Below are 16,015 nucleotides of genomic sequence, written 5' to 3'. Positions count from 1 at the left end.
CCGGCGGCACCTGCGCCCGGCCGCGGGGGCCGGGCAGGGGGTGTCAGGCCGGGACCCTGTGCCTTTGGGGGCTGGTGGCGGGTTCCAGCCCGCCTGCGTAGATCACCACCGGCGCGGCGAAAGCCAGGGTGAACAGGCGCAGCGCGGTGACGGTCTCGCGCCGGATCATCTGACCGTCGATCAGCCGGGCGGCGGCGACGATGACCCGGGGGTGGCCGAACAGGGCCTTGGCGCGCCAGTCGCGGATCAGCAGTTTCTGGTCTGGCGGCAGCATCAGCCCGTCATCGGGGCGGCCATGGCCCAGCGTGCTGGCAGGGATGTGCACCATGTCGGCCCGGTCGAGCGGCGCGGCCGACAGCGCGGACAGGCTGCGCGCGCCGTCACGGGTGATGATGCGGTCGCCGGGCGAGAGGAATTCGACCGGCAGCGCCCCTTCCAGCGTCAGGACCAGCGTGCCTGCGACAAGCCGGATCCGATGGAAAATCGGCGTGGGTTTTCCGTGGCTGTGCGCCAGCCCGGAACCGGTCTGTGTCATGATTTTGCCTGCTCTGCCCCGGCCGATCTGACGTCAGCCCTTTTGCCAAGCTTATGTTAAGGCTTTGTTAAAAGCGAGTGGTTTTCCGATCACACTGGCGGCGTCTTTTTCCTCTCGCTTCCCGCGCGGGGCTTTGTTAGAAGGGCGCGGATTTTCAAGGCGCGGTTCGGCCGGAAGGGCAGGGCCGCGCCTTGGATGATGTGCGGGTGTGGCGAAATTGGCAGACGCACCAGATTTAGGTTCTGGCGCCGCGAGGCGTGGGGGTTCAAGTCCCTCCACCCGCACCAGAGAACACGAGAAGGACGACAAGATGCAGGTCACCCCGACCCTTAACGAAGGTCTGAAGCGCGGCTACACCATCACGGTGACGGCCGCCGAACTGGACAAGAAGGTCCAGGAAAAGCTGATCGAGGCACAGCCCGACATCGAGATGAAGGGTTTCCGCAAGGGCAAGGTGCCGATGGCTATGCTGCGCAAGCAGTATGGCCCGCGCCTGATGGGCGACGCGATGCAGGATGCGATCGACGGCGCGATGAAGGGGCATTTCGAAGCCTCGGGCGACCGTCCGGCGATGCAGCCCGAAGTCAAGATGGTCGGCGGCGAAACCTGGAAAGAGGGCCAGGATGTCGTGGTCGAGATGGTGTATGAAGCCCTGCCCGAGATCCCCGAGATCGACGCCTCGGGCATCGTGCTCGACCGGCTGGTGGTGAAGGCCGACGAGGCCGCGGTGGAAGAGGCGCTTGCCAATCTGGCAAGCTCGGCCCAGGCGTTCGAGGACGGCGCGGCCGATGCCGAGGCCAAGGACGGCGACCAGATCGTGATCGACTTCAAGGGCTCGGTCGATGGCGACTTCTTCGAGGGCGGCACCGCCGAGGATTATCCGCTGGTGCTGGGCTCGGGCTCGTTCATTCCGGGCTTCGAGGAACAGCTGACGGGCGCCAAGGCCGGCGACGAGATCGAGGTCAACGTGACCTTCCCCGAAGCCTATGGCGCGGCCAATCTGGCGGGCAAGGCGGCGGTGTTCGCCTGCACCGTGAAGGCGGTCAAGACCCCGAAGCCGGCCGAGGTCGATGACGAACTGGCCAAGAAATACGGCGCCGAGGATCTGGCCGCCCTGCGCACGCAGATCGCGTCGCGGCTGGAGGCCGAGTATAGCGGTGCCGCACGCGCGGTGATGAAGCGGTCGCTGCTGGATCAGCTGGATGCGCTGGTGTCCTTCGATCTGCCCGCGACGCTGGTCGATGCCGAGGCCGGGCAGATCGCCCACCAGCTCTGGCACGAAGAGCACCCCGAGGTGCACGACCACAACCACGGCGCCACCGAGCCGACCGAGGAGCACAAGATGCTGGCGACGCGCCGCGTGCGTCTTGGCCTGCTGCTGGCCGAGATCGGCCGCAAGGCCGAAGTGACCGTGACCGACGCCGAGATGACGCAGGCGGTGCTGGCGCAGGCGCGGCAGTATCCGGGGCAGGAGCGGGCGTTCTTCGAGTTCGTCCAGAAGAACCCGCAGATGCAGCAGCAACTGCGCGCGCCGATCTTCGAGGACAAGGTGGTGGACCACATCGTCGCAGGGGCCCAGGTGACCGAAAAGGAAGTCAGCAAGGACGACCTGCAAAAGGCCATCGAGGCGTTGGACGAGATGTGATCGTCTTTTCCTGACGGATGCCAGAGGGCCGCCCCGTGGGGCGGCCTTTTTCATGTTGGGCCGGGAAAGGCACCCGCCGCAGCGAACGCCGCAACGAAAAAACCGCGCAAGTTGCCCTTGCGCGGTCTGTTTCGGCCAAATGGTCGGGATCAGAGGTCTTCGCCGTCCTGGGCTGCGCCCATTTCGTCGAACAGCTCGGCGATCTCGAACTCGGCTTCGGCTTCGGCCTCGGCTGCCAGCTCGCGGATCGACTTGCCCGAGGCTTGCAGTTCGGCTTCTTCGACCGAACGGGCCACGTTCATCGTGACCTTGACGGTCACTTCCGGGTGCAGCACGACCGTGATGGTGTGCAGGCCCAGATCCTTGATCGGACGGTCGAGCACGATCTGGCCGCGGTTCACGGTGAAGCCCGCGTCGGTTGCGGCTTCGGCGGCGTCGCGCGTGGTCACGGAGCCGTAGAGCGCGCCCGAGTCCGATGCCGAACGGATGACCACGAAGGTCTGGCCGTCAAGCTTTTCGGCCACGACTTCGGCTTCCTTGCGGGTTTCGAGGTTGGCGACCTCAAGCTGCACTTTCTTGGCTTCGAACGACTTGATGTTCGAGGCATTGGCGCGCAGCGCCTTGCCCTGCGGCAGCAGGAAGTTGCGGGCGTAGCCGTCCTTGACGGTGACGACCTCGCCCATCTGGCCCAGCTTGGCCACGCGTTGCAGAAGGATCACTTGCATGTCTTGTGCTCCTTATTTCACGGCGTAGGGCAGCAGGGCGAGGAAGCGGGCGCGCTTGATCGCGCGGGCCAGCTCACGCTGCTTGATCGCCGAGACGGCGGTGATGCGCGACGGCACGATCTTGCCGCGCTCGGAGATGTAGCGCTGCAGCAGACGCGTGTCTTTGTAGTCGATGGCCGGTGCATTGTCGCCCGAGAACGGGCAGACCTTGCGGCGGCGGAAAAACGGTTTGTTCGCCATGGGATATATCCTTTCCTGCCTGATCAGCGCCGACGGTCGCCGCCACCGAAGCCGCCACGGTCACCACCGAAGCCGCCACGGTCGCCACCACGATCACCGCCGAAGCTGCGCTCGGGGCGGTCTCCACGATCCGGGCGGTCGCCACGGTCGGGACGGTCACCGCGCTCGCGCTCGTCACGCTTCTGCATCTGGACCGAGGGCCCTTCGACATGGGCATCGACCTTGATGGTCAGCACGCGCATCACGTCGTCATGCAGGCGCATCAGGCGTTCCATTTCCTGAACCGCAGCCGCCGGGGCGTTGGATTTCAGGAAGGCATAGTGGCCCTTGCGGTTCTTGTTGATCTTGTAGGCCATCGTCTTGACGCCCCAGTATTCGCGTTCGACGACGGCGCCGCCGTTGTCCGCAAGTACGGTCGAGAAGTGTTCGATGAGGCCTTCGGCTTGCGTGTTGGACAAATCCTGACGCGCAATGAAAACATGCTCGTAAAGCGGCATGTGGTCTCCGTTCATGTCAAAGCGCATTTCATAGGACGGGCGAAAAGACCTTCCGCTGCCCGTCCACGAGGGTTTGCGCCGGTTTCGTGGTTGGCGGAAGGATGCGCGTCCTTACACGCGGCCGGGCGGGGATGCAAGCCACAAGGCGGTGGAGGGCAGGAGTTCCGCTTCCCCGCCGACACACGCAGGTGTGACTGTTCGCAGGCGAACAGGTCTTGTTCGGGACTGTGCAATTGTGCGCTGAGGCCGGGAAGGGCATCTGTCATGACAGTCGAAACACTCGACCTTTCCTTTCCTTACCGGAGTTTGCCCATGAACCGCCTTGTTCCCGTTGCCGCCCTGATCGGCGCGCTTGTTGCCGCCCCCGCCCTTGCCGCGCCGGAAAAATACACGCTCGACAGCAGCCACAGCCAGATCGTGTTTTCCTATGACCACCTTGGCTTCTCGACCGGGTTCGGCATGTTCTCGGGCTTCGCGGGCGAGATCATGCTGGATGCGGCCGCGCCTGCCGAGTCGAGCGTTTCGGTGTCCTTCCCGGTCAAGACCATGCTGACCGGCTGGCAGGAACGCTTCGACCACTTCATGTCGAAGGATTTCTTCGATGCGACCGACGACGAGATGGTGACCTTTGTTTCCACCGGCATCGAGGTGACTGGCGAGAAGACCGCGCTGATCACCGGCGATCTGACGCTGAACGGCGTGACCAAGCCGGTGGTGCTGGATGCGGTGCTGAACCAGATGGGCGACCATCCGATGGCGGGCAAGCCCTGGGCCGGGTTCTCGGCAACCACGACGCTGGCGCGGTCGGATTACGGGCTGGGCATGTTCGCCCCGTTCGTGTCGGAAGAGGTGAAGGTGCAGATCTCGATCGAGGCGATGAAGGCCGAGTGATTTCGTCTTCCCTCTGACGGGAAAGGCCGCCGGGGGTTCCGGCGGCCTTTTTCATGCGGGGTCAGGGTTGCCGGATCGCCGTCAGGTCCACGGTGACGGTGACGAAATGGCCGACGCTCGCCTCGTCGGGGTAGCTTGGCCCCATGCCGAAGGTGCGGCGGTCCAGCGTGGTGCTGCCCTGCATCCGGGCGGTGCCGTCGTCGATTGTCAGGGTGAAGGGCAGGCTGACGGGCTGCGGGGTGCCGCGCAGGTTCAGGGCGCCGTCGGCCGTGTAGCCTTCGGGCGCGGGGCGCAGGGTGGCGGCGAAGGTGGCCTGCGGATGAGCGGCGGTGTCGAAGAACTCGGGCGCCTTGGCCTGGGCGGTGACCGAACCGAGCGTCAGGCTGTCGGTGGCGATGGTGACGGTGACGCGACCGTTTTCGCCGTTCGCCGGGGTTTCGTCGAAGGTGATGTCGGCGCTCCATGTGGCAAAGCTGCCCTGCACCTCGGCGCCCATCTGCCTGACGGTGAAAGTCAGGCTGCCGTCGGTGACCTGCCAGTTGCCGGCCGTGTCCGTCGCCGTCGCGGTGACGGGCGTGGCGGGGGGCGCGTCTTGCGGCACCAGCGTCAGCGCGGCGCCGGCCCCGAGGGCATAGATCAGCAGGGCAAGAAACGCCGGGGCGGTGGCGTGCCGGGCGGGCGTTCCGCCGGGGGTGCCGCGCAGCATCCGCGACAGGGTGCCGTCACGGTCGATCAGCGCATGTTTCAGCGCGCCGGCAATATGCAGCAGAATCGCCGCGATCAGCAGTTTGGTGAACAGCCAGTGCAGCGCGCCCGCAGACTGCGCCAGCGTTTCAGATTTCGGCACGAAGGGCAGGCTTTGGCCGAAAGGCCACAGGATCGGCGCGAAACCGGTGGTCGCGGCGTGATGCACCCAGCCCGACAGCGGCACCAGCACGAGCGAGAGATACAGCAGCCAGTGGGTCGCCTCGGCGGCCAGCGATTCAAGTCGGCGGCCGGGGTGCATCGGTGCCGGGCGCGGCTGGGTCAGCGCCCAGAGGATGCGCAGCAGCGCGACGCCGAAGGTCGCGATGCCCAGCGTCTTGTGCAGCGAGAACAGTTGCGCCTTGAACGCCAGCGCCTCGGCCGTGTCGTAGGGCAGCTCGTTCGCGATCAGGCCAAGCGCGATGGCGGTCAGGATCAGCAGGGCGGTCAGCCAGTGCAGGCTGCGCGCCAGACTGCCGTAGCTGCGGGGGGTGTTGGTCAATGTCATGGTGTCCTCGGGAGTTTTGCCGGACACTAGGGCGGCAGACCCCCGGCCGATAGAGGGCGCGTCGCACAGCCGCTGTGCGGCAAGATTGCGTTCGGGGGCCGGGTCGGGCTATGCCGGGGCAAAGAGAACTGGAGAACACATGAGCCGCGCATTCGTATTTCCCGGGCAGGGGGCACAGACCATCGGCATGGGGCGGGCCCTCGCCGAAGCCTACCCGGCGGCGAAGGCCGTATTCGACGAGGTTGACGAGGCGCTGGGCGAAAAGCTCTCGGCGCTGATCTGGGAAGGGATGGCGGACGAGCTGACCCTGACGCAGAACGCGCAGCCGGCGCTGATGGCGACATCCATCGCGGCGCTGCGGGCGCTGGAATCCGAGGGGCTGGGAATGGACACCGCCTCGTTCGTGGCGGGGCATTCGCTGGGCGAATACTCGGCGCTCTGTGCGGCCGGGGCGCTGGATCTGGCCGACACGGCGCGGCTGTTGCGGGTGCGCGGGCTGGCGATGCAGGAAGCGGTGCCGGTCGGCGTCGGCGCGATGGCGGCCCTCCTGGGGCTGGACTATGCGACCGTGGTCGAGGTTGCGGCAGAAGCGGCGGGCGACGAGGTCTGCCATGCCGCCAACGACAACGACCCGGCGCAGGTGGTGGTTTCGGGCCATCGCGCGGCGGTGGAGCGGGCGCTGGTGATCGCCAAGGCGCGCGGCGCCAAGCGCGCGCTGCTGCTGCCGGTCAGCGCTCCCTTCCATTGCGCGCTGATGGAACCTGCGGCGGCGGTGATGGGCGAGGCGCTGGCGGCCGTGGTGATTCATGCGCCCTGCGTGCCGGTGGTGGTGAACGTGCGCGCCGAGGCTGTGACCGAGCCCGACCGCATCCGCGCGCTGCTGGTGGCACAGGTGACCAGCGTGGTGCGCTGGCGCGAATCCGTGCTGTGGATGGCAGGGGCGGGCGTCACCGACTATTGGGAGATCGGGGCGGGCAAGGCGCTTTCGGGGATGATCAAGCGGATCGTGCCCGGCGTTGCGACGCGGGCGGTCGGCACGCCGGAAGACGTGGCGGCGGCGGTTGCGGGCTGACATGGGCCGGGGCGCGGGTTGGTTTCCGCGTTCGGGAACGGGGGCCGGGGTGTGAATGAGGAACGGGACATGTTTGATCTGACGGGAAAATGCGCGCTGATCACCGGGGCGTCGGGCGGCATCGGGGCAGAGGTGGCGCGGGTGCTGCATGGTGCGGGGGCTTCTGTCGCCCTGTCCGGCACGAGGGTGGCGCCACTGGAGGCGCTGGCGGCGGAACTGGGCGAGCGGGCTTATGTGCTGCCCTGCGACCTGGGCGATGCGGCGGCGGTGGAAGCTCTGCCCAAGGCCGCGATTGCGGCGATGGGGTCGGTGGATGTGCTGGTGAACAACGCGGGCATCACCCGCGACAACCTGTTCATGCGGATGTCGGATGACGAATGGTCCTCGGTGCTGGATGTCAACCTGACCTCGACCTTCCGGCTGTGCCGGGGGGTGGTGCGCGGCATGATGAAGGCGCGCTGGGGGCGGATCGTCAACGTAGGCTCGATCGTCGGCGCTACCGGCAACCCGGGGCAGGCCAACTATGCCGCCGCAAAGGCCGGGATGGTGGGGATGTCGAAATCGCTGGCCTACGAGGTGGCAAGCCGCGGCATCACGGTCAACTGCGTCGCACCCGGCTTCATCGCCACCGCCATGACCGACAAGCTGAACGACGAGCAGAAAGCCCGCATCCTGACCCAGGTGCCCGCCGGGCGGATGGGCGAGCCGGGCGAGATAGCGGCGGCGGTGCTCTATCTGGCAAGCGTCGAGGCGGCCTATGTCACAGGGGCCACGCTGCATGTGAACGGCGGCATGGCGATGCTGTGACACGGCCCCGGAACGGCCACTGCGCCGCACGGGAAAGCGTTTGCCAAGCCTGCGCGCCCTTGCTATAGGCGCGTCTGGATACGCCGGAGGCCAAGGCGCCGGTGCCCTGCCGCAACGCGGGGGAAAGCCGCCCCTCGGGGCAAGGGACAGCAAGACCGGGAAACCTCCCGCAACTCTATGAGGAAGTGACATGAGCGACATCGCTGATCGCGTGAAGAAGATCGTCGTCGAGCATCTTGGCGTCGAGGAAGACAAGGTGACCGAGACCGCCTCGTTCATCGACGATCTGGGCGCGGACAGCCTCGACACGGTCGAGCTTGTCATGGCCTTCGAGGAAGAGTTCGGGATCGAGATCCCGGACGATGCGGCCGAAACCATCCAGACCTTCGGCGATGCGGTGAAGTTCATTTCTTCGGCAGCCTGAGACCTTTCGCCCCTGACGGGGTGTGATGGACGGCGTCTTCCCTTGCGGGAAGGCGCCGTTTCGCTTTTGCGGCCGGGCGTCGGGCGTCGGGCTTTGGCTGCGGGGCGGGGCGTGCTTTACTGCGCCGGGCGCAGGAGGGCAGGACATGGCGACACTGGGAGAGATGTTCGGGGCGGCGGGGCGGGGCGAGACCTTCATGGGCCTGCCCGCCTGCCGCGATCTGGGGCGGCTGCAATCGCGGATCGCGCTGATCGGGGCGGCTGGCTGCACGCCTTATCCGTCTGTCGGGTTCTACTGCGCGGGCGGGCCTGCGGCGATACGCGCGGCGGGGGCGGCCTATGCGGCCAATCTGGGCCATGTGAACTTCGATCTGGGCGGGCCGGTGTTTCCGGGCGGGGTCTCGGCCGTCGATGCGGGCGATCTGCCGCAGGACGAAGGGGATGCGCCGGGCAACCGGGCGCGGATCTTCGGCGCCGTCAGCCAGGTGCTGGACCGGGACGGCGTGCCGGTGCTGATCGGGGGCGACGACTCGGTGCCGATTCCGATGCTGGAGGCGTTCGGCGCGCGCGGGCGGCGCTTCACGGTGCTGCAGATCGACGCGCACATCGACTGGCGCGACGAGGTCGGCGGCGAGCGGCTGGGGCTGTCTTCGACCATGCGGCGGGCCTCGGAGATGGGGCACATCGAGGCGATCGTGCAGGTGGGCCAGCGCGGCATCGGGTCGGCGCGGCCGCAGGATCTGGCGGATGCGCTGGACTGGGGGGTGCAGTTCGTGCCCGCAGGCGAGGTGGCGCGGCACGGCATCTGGCGGGCGGTCGACCTGATTGCCGAAGGGTCGGAGGTGATCGTCTGTCTCGACTGCGACGCGCTGGACCCGGCGGTGATGCCAGCGGTGATCGGGCGGACGGCGGGCGGGATGGGCTACTGGCAGGTGATGGAGCTGATCGGAGCGGTGGCGGAAAAGGCGCGGATCGCCGGGTTCGATCTGGTCGAGTTCATGCCCGAACGCGACATCGACGGGCAGGGGGCGCTGGTGGCGGCGCAACTGCTGGCCGGGGTGATGGGGCTGGTGGCGCGGCAGGGCTGAGGGGCGCGAATTTTCTACGAAAATTCCGGTGCCCGGGGGGCGGCTTTTGGCGGTGGCGAGCCGGTGGCGGAAAAGGCGGGGGTCGCCGGGTTCGGCGAGGCCGGGTTCATGCCGGGGCGCGACATCGACGGGCGGGGTGCGCTGGCGGCGGCGCAGGTGTTGGCCGGGGATCGGGCTGGTGGCGCGGCGGGGTGCGGATGACCCGAGAAAGTCCGGCGGGGGTCGGGTCGGCCTCGGGCGGCGTGCGGGATGGGCGCGGCGGGCCGGGTCGGCTTGGGCGGCGGCCGCGCGGTGCGGTTGCTGCGGGGTTTCAGGGCCTTGGCCTTGGCGGAGCCCGGCCGGGGGTTGTTGCGTGGCGGGGTGAGGGCGTGTATCACCACTGCCGATGGGGGCCCCGGTCGGGGTGTTCGAGAGGGGATTGCGGATGCGTCGAGTGGTGGTCACGGGTCTGGGAATGGTCACGCCGCTGGCTTGCGGAGTCGAGGAAACCTGGGCGCGGCTGATCGCGGGGCAATCGGGGGCCGGTCCGATCACGCGGTTCGATCCGTCGAACGTGGTGACGCAATATGCCTGCGAGGTTCCGCTGGGCGACGGCAGCGACGGCACCTTCAATGCCGATCACTGGATGGAGGCGAAGGACCGGCGCAAGGTCGATGACTTCATCCTTTACGGCATGACGGCGGCGGTGCAGGCGGTGCGGGACTCGGGCTGGGAGCCCAGGACCGAGCATGACCGCGAGCGCACCGGCGTGATGATCGGGTCGGGCATCGGCGGGCTTTCGACCATTGCCGAGACGGCGGTGCTGATCAAGGAACGCGGGCCGAAGCGGGTCTCGCCGTTCTTCATTCCGGGGTCGCTGATCAACCTGATCTCGGGGCAGGTCTCGATCCGGTTCGGGTTCAAGGGGCCGAACCATTCGGTCGTCACCGCCTGTTCGACCGGCGCACATGCCATTGGCGACGCGGCGCGGCTGATCCAGTGGGGCGATGCCGAGGTGATGCTGGCGGGCGGGGCGGAAAGCCCGATCTCGGAAATCGGCATTGCCGGGTTCAACGCCTGCAAGGCGCTTTCAACGAAGTGGGCCGCTGATCCGAAGCGGGCGAGCAGGCCCTATGACGCCGAGCGTGACGGTTTCGTGATGGGCGAAGGCGCCGGCGTCGTGATGCTGGAGGAATACGAACACGCCAAGGCGCGCGGCGCGAACATCTATGCAGAGATTCTGGGCTACGGCATGTCGGGCGATGCCTATCACATCACGGCACCGGCCGAGGATGGCAACGGGGCCTTCCGGTCGATGGCCATGGCGCTGAGCCGGGCTGGTCTTGCCCCCGACCGGATCGATTACATCAACGCGCATGGCACCTCGACCATGGCCGACACCATCGAGCTTGCCGCAGTGGAACGGCTGATGGGCGATGCGGCGGCGAAGGCGACGATGTCTTCGACCAAATCCTCCATCGGGCACCTGCTGGGGGCGGCGGGGGCGGTGGAGGCGATCTTCTGCATTCTGGCGCTGCGCGACCAGATCGCGCCGCCGACGCTCAATCTGGACAATCCGGCGGTGAATTCGGCGCTGGACCTGGCGCCGAACGCGGCGCGGCACCGGGCCATCAACGTGGCGCTGTCGAATTCCTTCGGGTTCGGCGGCACCAATGCGTCGCTGGTGATCGGCAAGGGACCAAGCTGATGTGGAAATCCGTCGCCTCGAACGCGCTGACACTGTTCATCGTGCTGCTGGTCGTGGCGGCGGGGATTCTCGCCTGGGGGCGCGAGGAATTCAGCGGTCCGGGGCCGCTGGCCGAGGCGGTTTGTGTCAGGGTGGACCGGGGCGCGTCGCTGAGTGCGGTGTCGCGGTCGCTGGAGGCGCAGGGCGTGGTGACGGATGCGCGGATCTTCCGGATCGGGGCGGATTACTCCGACAGGGCGACGGGGCTGAAGTTCGGCAGCTACCTCGTGCCGCCGGGGGCCTCGATGGCGGAGATTCTCGACATCCTGACGGCGGGCGGACAGAGCACCTGCGGGCGCGAGGTCAACTTTCGCATCGGGGTGGCGGTGTCGGACGTGGTGCTGCGCGAACTGGACCCCGCGACCAACCGCTATGTCGAGGTGGCGAAGTTCGACCCGGCGGCCGAGGCGGCGCCTGCGGCCTATGTCGATGCGGCGCAGGATGTCGACATGCGCTGGCGGGTGACGCTGGCCGAAGGGGTAACAAGCTGGCAGGTGGTGGAAAGCCTGAAGCGGGCCGAGTTCCTGTCGGGAACCATCGCGGCGGTGCCAGCGGAAGGCTCGCTGGCCCCCGACAGCTATGACGTGGTGCGCGGGTCGGACCGGGCGGCGCTGCTGGCCGAGATGGGCGCGCGGCAGGACCGGGTGCTGGCCGACCTCTGGGCCGCGCGGGCCGAGGGGTTGCCTTATGACACCCCGGCCGAGGCGCTGGTGATGGCCTCGATCATCGAGAAGGAAACCGGGGTGCCCGGTGAACGGCGGCAGGTGGCCAGCGTGTTCATCAACCGGCTGGCGCAGGGGATGCGGCTGCAGACAGACCCGACGGTGATCTATGGCATAACCAAGGGCGAGGGCGTGCTGGGGCGTGGCCTGCGGCAAAGCGAGTTGCGCCGCGCAACCCCTTACAACACCTATGTGATCAACGGCCTGCCGCCGACGCCGATTGCCAACCCCGGCCGGCTGAGCATCGAGGCGGCGCTGAACCCCGACACGACGGAGTTCCTGTTCTTCGTGGCCGACGGGTCGGGCGGCCACGCCTTTGCCAGGACCCTTGCCGAGCATAACGAGAACGTCGCGCGCTGGCGGGCGATCGAGGCGCAGCAGGGTGTCGAGGATGCGGGCGGGGTGCAGGGGAACTAGGTTAGCGAAGCCTTAACCGGGCGTTCGGTCAACCCCCTGATCCTGTTGGATTTTCGGCTTGACTTTGCGAACGGTCCAAGGTATACCTTCGGGCATGCTAGAAGAAGTGGGCGAGCGGCACGGGGTGACACCCGGCGCCGCTTTTTCATTTCGCTCGTGCGGACAGGCATGAGAGGCGGGCGCAGCTAGATGACAATGATTTTCTCCGCCGGAGAAGGAACGCCGAACGATCTGCTTTCGGCAACGGAAGAGCTCTATCGCGAGATCGCGCAGGAACTGGTGGTCGCGGTCCGCAAGGTTCGCGATGGCGAGACCGGCGAGGTGAAGGCGGCGAAGCAGGCGGTCCGCGATCTGCGGGACGCGTTCCAGATGGTCATGGACGAAAGGACAAGAGTTGACAAACTCCGCAAGCAGGTTGCCGGGGTCGTCCACGATACCGCGCTCGATTTCGACGCCGCGCGGGATGAGATCGGGCGCCGCCTGGCTTGCCTCCGTGACGCCGGAGGTGGTGGATGAGTTCCTGGGGGGCTTGAGCGATGCAAGTCTGCTGGCGCTGCCCTGGATGTTCGAGTTCTGGGCGCTGCCGCATCAGTTGCCCCCGGATGGCGCCTGGAAGACCTGGGTGATCATGGGGGGGCGCGGGGCGGGCAAGACCCGCGCCGGGGCCGAGTGGGTGCGCGCCGAAGTGGAAGGTGCGGGGCCACTGGACCCCGGGCGGGGCAGACGCGTGGCGCTGGTGGGGGAAACCATCGACCAGGTGCGCGAAGTGATGGTGTTCGGCGACTCCGGCATCCTCGCCTGTTCGCCCCCCGACCGCCGCCCGGATTGGGAGGCGGGGCGCAGGCGGCTGGTGTGGCCGAATGGCGCGGTGGCGCAGGTGTTTTCGGCGCATGAGCCGGATTCGCTCCGCGGGCCGCAGTTCGATGCGGCCTGGGTGGACGAGTTGGCGAAGTGGAAGAAGGCTGAGGAAACCTGGGACCAGTTGCAGTTCGCGCTGCGGCTGGGGCAGCATCCGCGGCAGGTGGTCACCACCACGCCGCGCAATGTGGCGGTGCTGAAGTCCATCCTGAACAACCCCTCGACCGTGCTGACCCATTCCCCGACCGAGGCGAACCGGGCGTATCTGGCGGCCTCGTTCCTGGAGGAGGTGCGGACCCGGTATGAGGGCACGCGGCTGGGGCGGCAGGAACTGGACGGGATGCTGCTTGAGGACGCGGAGGGCGCGCTGTGGACCACGGCGCGGCTTGAGGCGGGCCGGCTGGAGCGCGCGCCGAAGCTGGGCCGGGTGGTGGTGGCGGTCGATCCGCCGGTGACCGGGCATGGCGGGTCGGATGAATGCGGCATCGTGGTGGTGGGGGCCATCACCGACGGGCCGCCGCAGGACTGGCGCGCGGTGGTGCTGGAGGATGCCTCGGTGTCGGCGGCCTCGCCCGACGCCTGGGCGCGGGCGGCGCTGGCGGCAATGGACCGGCACGGCGCCGACCGGCTGGTGGCCGAGGTCAACCAGGGCGGCGATCTGGTGGAAAGCGTGATCCGGCAGATCGACCCGCTGGTGCCGTTTCGCGCGGTGCGGGCCTCGAAGGGGAAGGCGGCGCGGGCGGAACCGGTGGCGGCGCTGTATGAGCAGGGCCGGGTGTTGCATCTGCGCGGGCTGGGGCGGCTGGAAGACCAGATGTGCCGCATGACGGTTCAGGGCTATCAGGGGCGCGGCAGCCCCGACCGGGTTGATGCGCTGGTCTGGGCGCTGCATGATCTGATGATCGAGCCCGCGCAGACCTGGCGCAGGCCGGGCATCCGGACGCTGTGAGTTTCATCTTGGATTAAATATCCCCCGCGGAGCGTCCGCCCCCGGCGGCGGAGCCTCCGGCGGGGATATTTGCGCCAAGATGAAAGCCCGTTCTTTCAGAATTGGAAACATCGGTTGCGGCCTTCGGGCCGAGGCCCTGGCCCGTGCGGCCTGACGCAAAGGAGTTGCCTGACATGGTTTTCGATTTCCTGCGGCGTGCCGAGACGGTGGTGCCGGAACAGAAGGCATCGGCGACGGGGCCGGTGGTGGCCTATGCCGGGGGGTCCGGCAGGGTGGCGTGGAGCCCGCGAGACACGGTGTCGCTGACCAGGACCGGGTTTCTGGGCAACCCGATCGGCTTTCGTGCGGTGAAGCTGATTGCCGAGGCGGCGGCGGCGCTGCCGCTGGTGTTGCAGGATTGCGACCGGCGCTACGAGACGCATCCGGTGCTGGACCTGGTGCGGCGGCCCAATCCGGCGCAGGGCCGGGCGGAGCTGTTCGAGGCGGTCTACGGGCAGTTGCTGCTGTCGGGGAATGCCTATCTGGAGGCGGTGCCGGGCGCATCGCGCCTGCCGGGCGAGGTGCATGTGCTGCGGTCGGACCGGATGGCGCTGGTGCCGGGGGCGGATGGCTGGCCGGTGGCCTATGACTATACGGTGGGCAGCCGGAAGCACCGCTTCGACATGACGCTGGGCGTGGCGCCGATCTGCCATATCAAGACCTTCCACCCGCAGGATGACCACTACGGCTTTTCGCCGATGCAGGCGGCGGCGGTGGCGGTGGATGTGCATGTGGCGGCGGCGCGCTGGTCGAAGGCGCTGCTGGACAACGCGGCACGGCCGAGCGGGGCGATTGTCTACAAGGGTGCGGACGGGCAGTCGGCACTGAGCAACGACCAGTATGACCGTTTGATCTCGGAAATGGAGGCGCATCATCAGGGCGCGCGCAATGCCGGGCGGCCGATGCTGCTGGAGGGCGGGCTGGACTGGAAGCCGATGGGGTTCAGCCCGTCGGACATGGAGTTCCAGAAGACCAAGGAAGCGGCGGCGCGCGAGATTGCCATCGCCTTCGGTGTGCCGCCGATGCTGATGGGGATACCGGGCGACGCCACCTATGCCAACTATCAGGAGGCGAACCGGGCGTTCTACCGCCTGACGGTGCTGCCGCTGGTGGCGAAGGTTTCGGCGGCGGTGTCGCACTGGCTGTCGGGGTTCAGCGGCGAGGCGGTGGAGCTGCGCGCCGATCTGGACCAGGTGCCGGCACTGGCGGCCGAGCGTGACCAGCAATGGGCGCGGGTGGGCGCGGCGGAGTTTCTGACCGTGGCCGAGAAGCGGGCGCTGTTGGGCCTGCCGAGGATCGCGGAGGAGGAATGAGCGCGCGCAATTCGGGCGGCGGGTCGCGTTTCCTCTACGACAGTTTCGATGCGGCGCAGGCGCGGATCGAGGCCAACGAGCGCGTGCTGGAGGAACGCTGGGGCGCGCTGGATTACCGGCTGGGGCAGATCGATGCCGCGCTGGAGCGGCTGGAAAAGCGCATCTGGCTGGGGGTTTACGGGGTTGCGGCCTTTCTGCTGGCGCAGGGGGCTGAGGCGGTTCTGAAAGCGGCGATGAGGTGAGCGATGCTGCAAGGGTATGATTTCGGGGCACCGGAACGCAAGTTCCACCGGCCCGAGGCCGGGATCACGGTGACGGACGGCCGGGTGGTTGAGGGCTATGCCTCGCTGTTCGGGCGGCGCGATCAGGGCGGGGACGTGGTGCAGGCGGGGGCCTATGCCGCCAGCCTGGCGCGGCTGATTGCCGAGGGACGGCGGGTCAAGATGCTGTGGCAGCATGATCCGGCGCAACCGATCGGCGTGTGGGACGAGGTGCGCGAGGATGCGACCGGGCTTTACGTCAAGGGCCGCATCCTGGGCGAGGTGGAACGGGGCCGCGAGGCTGCGGCCCTGCTGGCGGCGGGGGCGATTGACGGCTTGTCGATCGGCTATCGCACGCTGCGGGCGGAACGCGACGGCAAGGGGCAGCGGCTGCTTGCCGAGCTGGAGCTTTGGGAGGTCTCGCTGGTGACCTTTCCGATGCTTCCCGAGGCGCGGGTTTCGGCGAAGGGCGAGAGCCCGGAAGACTGGCGCGAACTGGCGCAGCTTTTCGAAGATGCGCGTCAGGGCATGGCCGGGCTGTAGGCGGCCTTTCACG

The 16,015-nt window shown here is 67.8% G+C and carries 19 protein-coding genes and 1 tRNA gene; 15 read left to right on the top strand and 5 right to left on the bottom strand.

Translation table 11 applies throughout. The features are described 5' to 3' along the window. Window positions 1-43: 43 nt before the first annotated feature. Entirely contained in the window at window positions 44-535 is a 492-nt protein-coding gene (locus RNZ50_15190; protein ID MDT8856338.1) for a Hint domain-containing protein, read from the bottom strand. 202 nt (window positions 536-737) lie between these two features. Between RNZ50_15190 and RNZ50_15185 the strand changes: the two genes are divergently transcribed. After that, window positions 738-822: transfer RNA gene (locus RNZ50_15185), tRNA-Leu, on the top strand. A 23-nt stretch (window positions 823-845) separates the two neighbouring features. Beyond that, window positions 846-2,180, top strand: a complete 1,335-nt coding sequence (gene tig / locus RNZ50_15180; protein MDT8856337.1) for a trigger factor — start codon at window positions 846-848, stop codon at window positions 2,178-2,180. A 149-nt stretch (window positions 2,181-2,329) separates the two neighbouring features. On the opposite strand, the gene rplI is transcribed toward tig, so the two are convergent. Genes rplI through rpsF form a run of 3 tightly spaced genes read right to left on the bottom strand, consistent with a single transcriptional unit; the run spans window position 2,330 to window position 3,642 of the window. After that, on the bottom strand, window positions 2,330-2,905 hold the full coding sequence (gene rplI / locus RNZ50_15175) for a 50S ribosomal protein L9 (protein ID MDT8856336.1): 576 nt from the start codon (window positions 2,903-2,905) through the stop codon (window positions 2,330-2,332). 12 nt (window positions 2,906-2,917) lie between these two features. Further along, window positions 2,918-3,145 carry a 30S ribosomal protein S18 gene (rpsR, locus tag RNZ50_15170; protein MDT8856335.1) on the bottom strand — a complete coding sequence of 76 codons (228 nt, stop codon included), beginning with the start codon at window positions 3,143-3,145 and terminating at the stop codon, window positions 2,918-2,920. A gap of 23 nt (window positions 3,146-3,168) precedes the next feature. Beyond that, the gene (gene rpsF / locus RNZ50_15165; GenBank protein MDT8856334.1) at window positions 3,169-3,642 is read right to left on the bottom strand and encodes a 30S ribosomal protein S6; all 474 of its coding nucleotides are present in this window, start codon (window positions 3,640-3,642) and stop codon (window positions 3,169-3,171) included. Window positions 3,643-3,954: 312 nt separating this feature from the next. Between rpsF and RNZ50_15160 the strand changes: the two genes are divergently transcribed. Next, window positions 3,955-4,533: a YceI family protein gene (locus RNZ50_15160; GenBank protein ID MDT8856333.1), complete on the top strand. Its 579-nt coding sequence runs from the start codon at window positions 3,955-3,957 to the stop codon at window positions 4,531-4,533. Between the two features lie 61 nt (window positions 4,534-4,594). On the opposite strand, the gene RNZ50_15155 is transcribed toward RNZ50_15160, so the two are convergent. Beyond that, window positions 4,595-5,785: a cytochrome b/b6 domain-containing protein gene (locus RNZ50_15155; GenBank protein ID MDT8856332.1), complete on the bottom strand. Its 1,191-nt coding sequence runs from the start codon at window positions 5,783-5,785 to the stop codon at window positions 4,595-4,597. Window positions 5,786-5,924: 139 nt separating this feature from the next. Here RNZ50_15155 and fabD point away from each other — a divergent pair, with 139 nt between their 5' ends. The 12 genes from fabD (at window position 5,925) to RNZ50_15095 (ending at window position 16,002) form a co-directional block, all read left to right on the top strand. Then, window positions 5,925-6,857 carry an ACP S-malonyltransferase gene (fabD, locus tag RNZ50_15150; protein ID MDT8856331.1) on the top strand — a complete coding sequence of 311 codons (933 nt, stop codon included), beginning with the start codon at window positions 5,925-5,927 and terminating at the stop codon, window positions 6,855-6,857. Window positions 6,858-6,926: 69 nt separating this feature from the next. Next, a complete protein-coding gene (gene fabG, locus RNZ50_15145; GenBank protein MDT8856330.1) occupies window positions 6,927-7,664 on the top strand; it encodes a 3-oxoacyl-[acyl-carrier-protein] reductase in 738 nt (245 codons plus the stop codon). Window positions 7,665-7,854: 190 nt separating this feature from the next. Then, on the top strand, window positions 7,855-8,088 hold the full coding sequence (locus RNZ50_15140) for an acyl carrier protein (GenBank protein MDT8856329.1): 234 nt from the start codon (window positions 7,855-7,857) through the stop codon (window positions 8,086-8,088). A gap of 145 nt (window positions 8,089-8,233) precedes the next feature. Further along, a complete protein-coding gene (locus RNZ50_15135) occupies window positions 8,234-9,175 on the top strand; it encodes an arginase family protein (GenBank protein MDT8856328.1) in 942 nt (313 codons plus the stop codon). Between the two features lie 63 nt (window positions 9,176-9,238). Next, a complete protein-coding gene (locus tag RNZ50_15130; GenBank protein ID MDT8856327.1) occupies window positions 9,239-9,376 on the top strand; it encodes a hypothetical protein in 138 nt (45 codons plus the stop codon). A gap of 223 nt (window positions 9,377-9,599) precedes the next feature. Further along, window positions 9,600-10,862, top strand: a complete 1,263-nt coding sequence (gene fabF, locus RNZ50_15125) for a beta-ketoacyl-ACP synthase II (GenBank protein MDT8856326.1) — start codon at window positions 9,600-9,602, stop codon at window positions 10,860-10,862. Continuing rightward, window positions 10,862-12,040, top strand: coding sequence for an endolytic transglycosylase MltG (mltG, locus tag RNZ50_15120; GenBank protein ID MDT8856325.1), 1,179 nt, complete (start codon window positions 10,862-10,864; stop codon window positions 12,038-12,040). Before fabF ends, mltG begins: the two co-directional genes overlap by 1 nt. 189 nt (window positions 12,041-12,229) lie before the next feature. Next, window positions 12,230-12,556 carry a hypothetical protein gene (locus RNZ50_15115; GenBank protein ID MDT8856324.1) on the top strand — a complete coding sequence of 109 codons (327 nt, stop codon included), beginning with the start codon at window positions 12,230-12,232 and terminating at the stop codon, window positions 12,554-12,556. Then, a complete protein-coding gene (locus tag RNZ50_15110; GenBank protein MDT8856323.1) occupies window positions 12,504-13,847 on the top strand; it encodes a terminase family protein in 1,344 nt (447 codons plus the stop codon). The genes RNZ50_15115 and RNZ50_15110 overlap by 53 nt, the downstream gene beginning before the upstream one ends. Before the next feature lie 173 nt (window positions 13,848-14,020). Next, on the top strand, window positions 14,021-15,199 hold the full coding sequence (locus RNZ50_15105; GenBank protein ID MDT8856322.1) for a phage portal protein: 1,179 nt from the start codon (window positions 14,021-14,023) through the stop codon (window positions 15,197-15,199). Beyond that, the gene (locus RNZ50_15100; protein ID MDT8856321.1) at window positions 15,196-15,441 is read left to right on the top strand and encodes a hypothetical protein; all 246 of its coding nucleotides are present in this window, start codon (window positions 15,196-15,198) and stop codon (window positions 15,439-15,441) included. Before RNZ50_15105 ends, RNZ50_15100 begins: the two co-directional genes overlap by 4 nt. 3 nt (window positions 15,442-15,444) lie before the next feature. Continuing rightward, complete coding sequence (locus RNZ50_15095) at window positions 15,445-16,002, top strand: HK97 family phage prohead protease (protein MDT8856320.1); 558 nt, start codon at window positions 15,445-15,447, stop codon at window positions 16,000-16,002. Window positions 16,003-16,015: the final 13 nt, after the last annotated feature.

The sequence above is a fragment of the Paracoccaceae bacterium Fryx2 genome, from assembly GCA_032334235.1.
Classification (GTDB): Bacteria; Pseudomonadota; Alphaproteobacteria; order Rhodobacterales; family Rhodobacteraceae; genus JAVSGI01.
The sequence above is the reverse complement of the archived record's forward strand: the minus strand, read 5'-3'. Positions and strand labels throughout refer to the sequence as shown.

Coding starts and splice junctions, on each gene's coding strand:
- tig (MDT8856337.1), top strand. CDS start 846: ATGCAGGTCACCCCGACCCTTAACGAAGGTCTGAAGCGCGGCTACACC.
- fabG (MDT8856330.1), top strand. CDS start 6,927: ATGTTTGATCTGACGGGAAAATGCGCGCTGATCACCGGGGCGTCGGGC.
- RNZ50_15155 (MDT8856332.1), bottom strand. CDS start 5,785: ATGACATTGACCAACACCCCCCGCAGCTACGGCAGTCTGGCGCGCAGC.
- rplI (MDT8856336.1), bottom strand. CDS start 2,905: ATGCAAGTGATCCTTCTGCAACGCGTGGCCAAGCTGGGCCAGATGGGC.
- fabD (MDT8856331.1), top strand. CDS start 5,925: ATGAGCCGCGCATTCGTATTTCCCGGGCAGGGGGCACAGACCATCGGC.
- RNZ50_15095 (MDT8856320.1), top strand. CDS start 15,445: ATGCTGCAAGGGTATGATTTCGGGGCACCGGAACGCAAGTTCCACCGG.
- mltG (MDT8856325.1), top strand. CDS start 10,862: ATGTGGAAATCCGTCGCCTCGAACGCGCTGACACTGTTCATCGTGCTG.
- RNZ50_15140 (MDT8856329.1), top strand. CDS start 7,855: ATGAGCGACATCGCTGATCGCGTGAAGAAGATCGTCGTCGAGCATCTT.
- RNZ50_15105 (MDT8856322.1), top strand. CDS start 14,021: ATGGTTTTCGATTTCCTGCGGCGTGCCGAGACGGTGGTGCCGGAACAG.
- RNZ50_15100 (MDT8856321.1), top strand. CDS start 15,196: ATGAGCGCGCGCAATTCGGGCGGCGGGTCGCGTTTCCTCTACGACAGT.
- RNZ50_15135 (MDT8856328.1), top strand. CDS start 8,234: ATGGCGACACTGGGAGAGATGTTCGGGGCGGCGGGGCGGGGCGAGACC.
- RNZ50_15115 (MDT8856324.1), top strand. CDS start 12,230: ATGACAATGATTTTCTCCGCCGGAGAAGGAACGCCGAACGATCTGCTT.
- RNZ50_15160 (MDT8856333.1), top strand. CDS start 3,955: ATGAACCGCCTTGTTCCCGTTGCCGCCCTGATCGGCGCGCTTGTTGCC.
- rpsF (MDT8856334.1), bottom strand. CDS start 3,642: ATGCCGCTTTACGAGCATGTTTTCATTGCGCGTCAGGATTTGTCCAAC.
- fabF (MDT8856326.1), top strand. CDS start 9,600: ATGCGTCGAGTGGTGGTCACGGGTCTGGGAATGGTCACGCCGCTGGCT.
- rpsR (MDT8856335.1), bottom strand. CDS start 3,145: ATGGCGAACAAACCGTTTTTCCGCCGCCGCAAGGTCTGCCCGTTCTCG.
- RNZ50_15110 (MDT8856323.1), top strand. CDS start 12,504: ATGAGATCGGGCGCCGCCTGGCTTGCCTCCGTGACGCCGGAGGTGGTG.
- RNZ50_15190 (MDT8856338.1), bottom strand. CDS start 535: ATGACACAGACCGGTTCCGGGCTGGCGCACAGCCACGGAAAACCCACG.